This is a genomic window from Acidovorax cavernicola (assembly GCF_003581445.1).
The window spans coordinates 1-5,695 of the sequence record NZ_QXMN01000087.1; the positions used below are offsets into that span (position 1 = coordinate 1).

A 5,695-nucleotide genomic window follows, 5' to 3' on the forward strand; every position below is an offset into this window, starting at 1 on the left:
CGCCGACACCACGACGCGCAGCCTCGTGCAGGCGCAGATGGATGCGCTGCTGCGCCACACGCGCCTCCAGCAGCAGCTGCAGGCGCTGGCCTGAGCCACGCGGCCGCAGCCAGGGCCGGCCCGCTCTGCAGCGAGGTCTCACTCAACGCAGTTGCTCAACACTCGCACCGTAGTTGATGTGAAATGGCTGACCGTCGATGACCAGGGCCGGCACGGATTTCACACCGTAGCGTTCGGCCTCGGCCAAGCGATCTTTCGATTCGCCAAGGTGAACCACTTCGATCTCGTAGCGCTGCGGGTCCAACGCCTTGGCGAACTGCTGCTCGGCCGCCACGCAAACGGAGCAACCAGCGTGGTAGAAGATGGCTTTGGTGGTCATGGACATTCTCCTGTGATGACGCGAAGGATCCGATGGCTGCTGCCATCGGGCATTTCGGACACTGAAGTGATGGTCACCCCAATCACCCGAATTCAGAGGGCCAGTCGGCTCTGTTCGTGACCGAGTACCTGGCCTGGTACACCGGCAAATTCTTCAACGCTTGCGTCGGCGATAGTTGAAACTGTAATACGCAATCCATTCACACTGCACGGCAAATGCTTCGTCACCACGATGCGCAGATAAATGCGCTGCTGCGCCACACGCGCCGCCAGCAGCAGGCGCTGGCCTGAAGCCCGGGCCGCGCTCTGGCGGTTTTTTAGCCGCTAAATTTTTACGCCCGCGGCCCCTGCGTCACCGGCAGCGCCGCGCCGGTGACGGCCGCGGAGTCCGGCCCCAGAAAGAACAGCACGACGCGCGCCAGGTCCGGCGCGCGCACCCAGTTGCGCGTGTCGGCGTCAGGCATGTCGCGGCGGTTCTGCGGCGTATCGATGATGCTGGGCAGCACCGCGTTGACGTTGATGCCGTCATCGGCGAGTTCCGCCGCCAGCGCTTCGGTGAGCCTGATCACGCCGGCCTTGGACGCCGCATACGCGCCCATGCCGGCCGTGGCCGACAGCGCGGCCAGCGCGATGTTCAGATTGATGGTCGAGTTGCCATGCACCGCGAACACATTCGCCGTGAGCGCGATCGGCAGCAGCGACAGACCGACGACCAGAATGATCGATCCGCCGACGATGGGCGGCACCAGCCAGCGGATCAGCCGGTGGAACCAGCCCAGCGCACCGAGCGCGATCACCAGCAGCGCACCGGGGATCAGCGCCCCGTACACCGCGCCCATGCCGCTCAGGCCGGCGCCGCCCGCCAGTGCCACGGCAATGATCGCACCCAGCGGAATATAGGACGGCCCTTGCGCCACGGGCATGCGCATGCACCAGGCAGTCTGGATGATGGTCGCGATGCCGGCCGCGAGAAAGGTCGACTGGATCAGCGAAGCCGAATCGGCCTGCGACAACGCCAGCGCCGACGCAATGATGAACGGCACGACATACACGTCCATGGCCATCACATGCTGCACGCCGAGCAGCAGGGCCTTGAGTACGGTGACGCGGTCATCGGGCTGGGCGATCAGGCGCCCTTCATAGGGAGTGGGTTCGGTCATTTGGCGCTGCAGTCAGCAAGGAAAGTAAAATTTTGAAGTCAGTTATGAGCAGCGCTCGCGCAGCCCACAACCCATGAAACTGGCGTGCCCCGGCGCAGGGGCACCGAGGAAGGGCCGCCCCGCACCGAGGGTGCCGTCCCCCTTCCAGGGGGAAGGCGCGCCAGCGCCTCAGGGGGTAGCCCGTGCATGTACCAACGCACCCTGCACCCAGGTCTGGGCCACATTGGCGCGCGTCGCGTTGTAGATGATCTTCTGCAGCACGTCGGCGGGGCTGTCGCTGCCCGGCCAGATGCAGATGTTCGAATCCGGCGCCTCGCAGTCGACGACGATGGCGTCGAACTGCTGGCCGGCCTCGATGCGGCCTATAGGCAGATCCAGCGCCGCGCCGCCCGCGGCCGTCGCCAGCCACAGCGCGAACACATGGTCGATGCGCGCGTTGTGGCGGCCACGCTGCGCGGGCGGCAGATCGGGGTCCACGCCTTCATCGAGCGCATACGACGCAGTGATCGCATGCCGGCAGGCGTCGAACATCGACGGGCTGTAGCCGCCCGAAATATCGCTGCCCAGTCCCAGTCCCAAGCGCTGCGCATGCCCCGCGCGCGCGGGAAACACGCTGTTGGCAAAGTAGAAGTTCGACAGCGGGCAGTGGGCCACGGACGCACCGGTATCGGCCATCAGCGCCACATCGGCAGGCGTGAGGAAGTTGGCATGCGCGACCACGGTACGCCGCGTCAGCAGACCGAAGCGGTGCAGCGCATGGGCGTCGGTCATGCCGCAGCGCTCGAGCACATGCTGATGGGCCCAGTCGCTTTCCGAACAATGGGTCTGCACATGCACGCCCGTGCGTTGCGCCAGCGCGCCCAGGCCTGCGAGCAATTCGTCGGTGCAGCTGGGAATGAAGCGCGGCGTGATCACCGGCAGCACCAGGCCGCCCGCATTGCCGGGCAGGCGGGCCACTGTCTCAATGAATGCTTCGGTGCCGTCAATCGCCGCCTGTGCGCTCGCATCGCGATAAAACGGCGGGCACTGGCTGGGCTCGTCCATGGCCACGCGCCCCACCAGGCCGCGCTGGCCCTGGCGCAGGCACTCCTCGGCCAGCACCCGGTTGCCGCTGTCATGCAGCGTGCCGAAGTACATCGCCGTGGTCGTGCCGTTCGCCAGCAGCTGCCGCACCAGCGGCCGGTAGACGCTCTCGGCAAAAGCGGCATCGCCATAACGGGCCTCCAGCGGAAACGTGTTCTGCTGCAGCCAGTCCGCGAGCGGCACATCGAGCGCCTTGCCCATCTGCGGCCACTGGGGGGCATGCACATGCACATCGATCATGCCCGGCAGCAGATAGCTGCCCGCAGGCAGTTCGCGCAACTGGCCCGCCACCGCGTGGCGTTCGCGCTGCGCGGCCCAGCGCGGGTCGTCACGTGCGATCACCGCCTCGATCCGGCCACGGGCGGACACCACCACGAGTACATCGGACTGCACGCGCAATGCATCGGCCTGCGGCGCATCGAAGGCCGTGCATTGCATGGCCCAGGAAGAAGGTGAAAGAGTGGAATTCATCGGCAGCGCACGGAGCCAACGGCCACGCCGGCGGGCCGCAAGGCCGGCACCCACGCCACCCGGAACTCCGACTTGTAAAACGTTCGGATCGCGAAACAGGCAGGCACCTGCCGCGGCGAGGCGCCGTGGCCAGCGGCCCGGGCGCCCGAGAGGCTCGCATTCTACGGTTGCCAGCCGTGCGCCGCCGCGGCGGGGTCATAGGCGCGCGGGCGCGAATGCAAATCTCCGGCCGAACTCGCTTTTCAGCTCACTTTTTTGATGCATCCTCAAGCTCCGCCAGCCGCTTCGATGCGGCCCGGCTCCGCGCCGTGCGGCACCCTGTCGCGCGGCTTTCTTGCATTTTCTGGATAGCGGCCTCAACGCCGATGAACACAGTGAATTTTGGTCATTCCCTGGCGCGCCTGACCTGGCGCGTCACAGTTGCAGCAGCGCTGGCTGCTGCGGCGGCAACCGTCTCCGCCAAGCCCTCCCCTTCCGTCACTCCGCTTCCCGCCAGGGCCTTTGCCGATTGCCCGGCGTTCTTCGTCGAAGGCCATGTGCCGACTCCTGCTGCGGCGCCCCATCTCGGCAAGCTGCGCGCGCTGTGCTACGAAGCGTTCGCCGTGCTGCACAACGGGGAAAGCAAGACTCCGGTCTATGTGGTCCAGCGCCTCAATCGCGCAGCGATCGACGACGCCGATGAAAAGCGCACCAACAAGTTCTTCGCCGACGCCCGCCTGCCGCGCGACGAGCGCGCCGAACTGGGCGACTACAAGCGCTCGGGCTACTCGCGCGGCCATATGGCGCCCGCGGGCGACATGCCCACGGCCCAGGCCATGGCGCAGAGCTTCTCGCTGGCCAACATGGTGCCCCAGGCCATCAAGCACAACGGCGGCCCCTGGGCAAAGATCGAACAGGACACGCGGCGCTACGCCCAGCGTGCCCAGGGCGACGTATTCGTCTTCACGGGTCCGGTTTTCAAAGCCGGCAGCGACACCATAGGCGACGGCCAGGTACGCGTGCCCAGCCACCTCTACAAACTGGTCTACGACGCCACGACCCACAGGTCCTGGGCCTACTGGCAGGCCAACGACGACGCCGAACGCGCCTCCAAGCCCATCAGCTACGAGGAACTGGTGCAGCGCACAGGCATCCAGTTCCTGCCGCAACCCATCAGAACGTCGTCACGGTAAGCAAGCCAGGGGCTGGAGGTTCGTCCTTCGACAGTTGAGGGCCTCACGCCCCTGCCGTTCACCCCGGGCCTGTCGCCGGCTCGGAGGATGAACCGCCCAGGTTCAGCCCTTGAGCTTCTCCATGTCCTCGGCCGTCAGCCAGCGCCACTGGCCGGGCGCAAGATCCTCGGGCAGGTCCAGGCTGCCGATGCGTGCCCGGTGCAGGCCTTCGACCCGGTTGCCCACCGCGGCCAGCATGCGCTTGACCTGGTGGTACTTGCCTTCGGTCAGCGTCAGATCCAGCACATGGCTGTCGACCAGCACGCAGGCCGCGGCCTTGACCGGCTTGGGGTCGTCATCGAGCACCACACCGGCCAGCAGCTGGTCGACCATTTCCTGCGTCAACGGATGCTTGGCGGTCACGCGGTAGACCTTGGGCACATGCTTCTTGGGCGAACTCATGCGATGGATGAACTGCCCGTCATCGCTGAGCAGCAACATGCCCGTCGTATCCTGGTCCAGCCGGCCCACGGCCTGCAGGCCCTGGATCGCGCTCTTGCACGGCCGCTGGCGCAGCGGCGGCGGCAGCAGCGTATAGATGCTGGGGTAGGTCGAAGGCTTTTGCGAGCATTCGGTGCCCGCCGGCTTGTGCAGCACGATATAGCCCTTGGCGTGGTACTCCCAGTCCACGCCCTGGACGCGATAACGCAGACCTTCGGGATCGAAGTCGGCCGTCGAGTCCGTGCATTTCTCCGGCGCGGCGGAGACGTCATCCCGGGAATAGATTTCAACCCAGCCCTGTTGCACCAGGCCGGCACATACACGACGGGTTCCAAACCCTTGCGAATAAAGAATGTCTTGCAGTTGCATGGAGAAATCCACCAATCAATGAACGGTATCCCCCTCGAGCGGAAACAGTTACCAACTCAGAGGGTGTTTTATTTTCCGGAAAAAACAAAACCCCCAGGCCTTTGGGGCGCTGGGGGTTTGCTTGCTGTAAGAGCCTGACAATGACCTACTTTCACACGGGAACCCGCACTATCATCGGCGCTAAGTCGTTTCACTGTCCTGTTCGAGATGGGAAGGAGTGGTGCCAACTTGCTATGGTCATCAGGCATAACTTTTTGCTTCGGCGTTCAGTTTGTCGAACGCTTGGGCGAATTCATAGAGACTGAAATCAGATTATATTTGATTGCGACTTGGCATAACTAGTCTTCAATCCGCTGGGGATCAAAGTTATAGGGTCAAGCCTCACGAGCAATTAGTATTGGTTAGCTTAACGCATTGCTGCGCTTCCACACCCAACCTATCAACGTCCTGGTCTCGAACGACTCTTCAGGGGGCTCAAGGCCCCGGCAGATCTCATCTTGAAACGAGTTTCCCGCTTAGATGCTTTCAGCGGTTATCTCTTCCACACTTAGCTACTCGGCAATGCCACTGGCGTGACAACCG

5 protein-coding genes and 2 rRNA genes are annotated in these 5,695 nt (G+C 64.5%); 1 reads left to right on the forward strand and 6 read right to left on the reverse strand.

Going from position 1 to position 5,695, the window contains the following annotated elements; translation table 11 throughout:
* Positions 1-142 precede the first annotated feature (142 nt).
* The 3 genes from D3H34_RS30690 to guaD all read right to left on the reverse strand — a co-directional run bounded on the left by D3H34_RS30690 (position 143) and on the right by guaD (position 3,059).
* Positions 143-379 (reverse strand): thioredoxin family protein, encoded by a 237-nt coding sequence (locus D3H34_RS30690; protein WP_119558624.1) that lies wholly within the window; start codon positions 377-379, stop codon positions 143-145.
* A gap of 331 nt (positions 380-710) precedes the next feature.
* On the reverse strand, positions 711-1,538 hold the full coding sequence (locus D3H34_RS34565; RefSeq protein WP_119558625.1) for a solute carrier family 23 protein: 828 nt from the start codon (positions 1,536-1,538) through the stop codon (positions 711-713).
* 168 nt (positions 1,539-1,706) lie between these two features.
* Positions 1,707-3,059 (reverse strand): guanine deaminase, encoded by a 1,353-nt coding sequence (gene guaD / locus D3H34_RS30700; RefSeq protein ID WP_286186475.1) that lies wholly within the window; start codon positions 3,057-3,059, stop codon positions 1,707-1,709.
* A 398-nt stretch (positions 3,060-3,457) separates the two neighbouring features.
* Here guaD and D3H34_RS30705 point away from each other — a divergent pair, with 398 nt between their 5' ends.
* On the forward strand, positions 3,458-4,264 hold the full coding sequence (locus D3H34_RS30705; protein WP_119558627.1) for a DNA/RNA non-specific endonuclease: 807 nt from the start codon (positions 3,458-3,460) through the stop codon (positions 4,262-4,264).
* Between the two features lie 102 nt (positions 4,265-4,366).
* Here the strand turns inward: D3H34_RS30705 and D3H34_RS30710 are convergent, their stop codons facing one another.
* The 3 genes from D3H34_RS30710 to D3H34_RS30720 all read right to left on the reverse strand — a co-directional run.
* Positions 4,367-5,113: a 16S rRNA pseudouridine(516) synthase gene (locus D3H34_RS30710; protein WP_119558628.1), complete on the reverse strand. Its 747-nt coding sequence runs from the start codon at positions 5,111-5,113 to the stop codon at positions 4,367-4,369.
* A gap of 132 nt (positions 5,114-5,245) precedes the next feature.
* Positions 5,246-5,358 (reverse strand): 5S ribosomal RNA (gene rrf, locus D3H34_RS30715).
* Between the two features lie 125 nt (positions 5,359-5,483).
* Positions 5,484-5,695 (reverse strand): 23S ribosomal RNA (locus D3H34_RS30720); the annotation flags it as partial.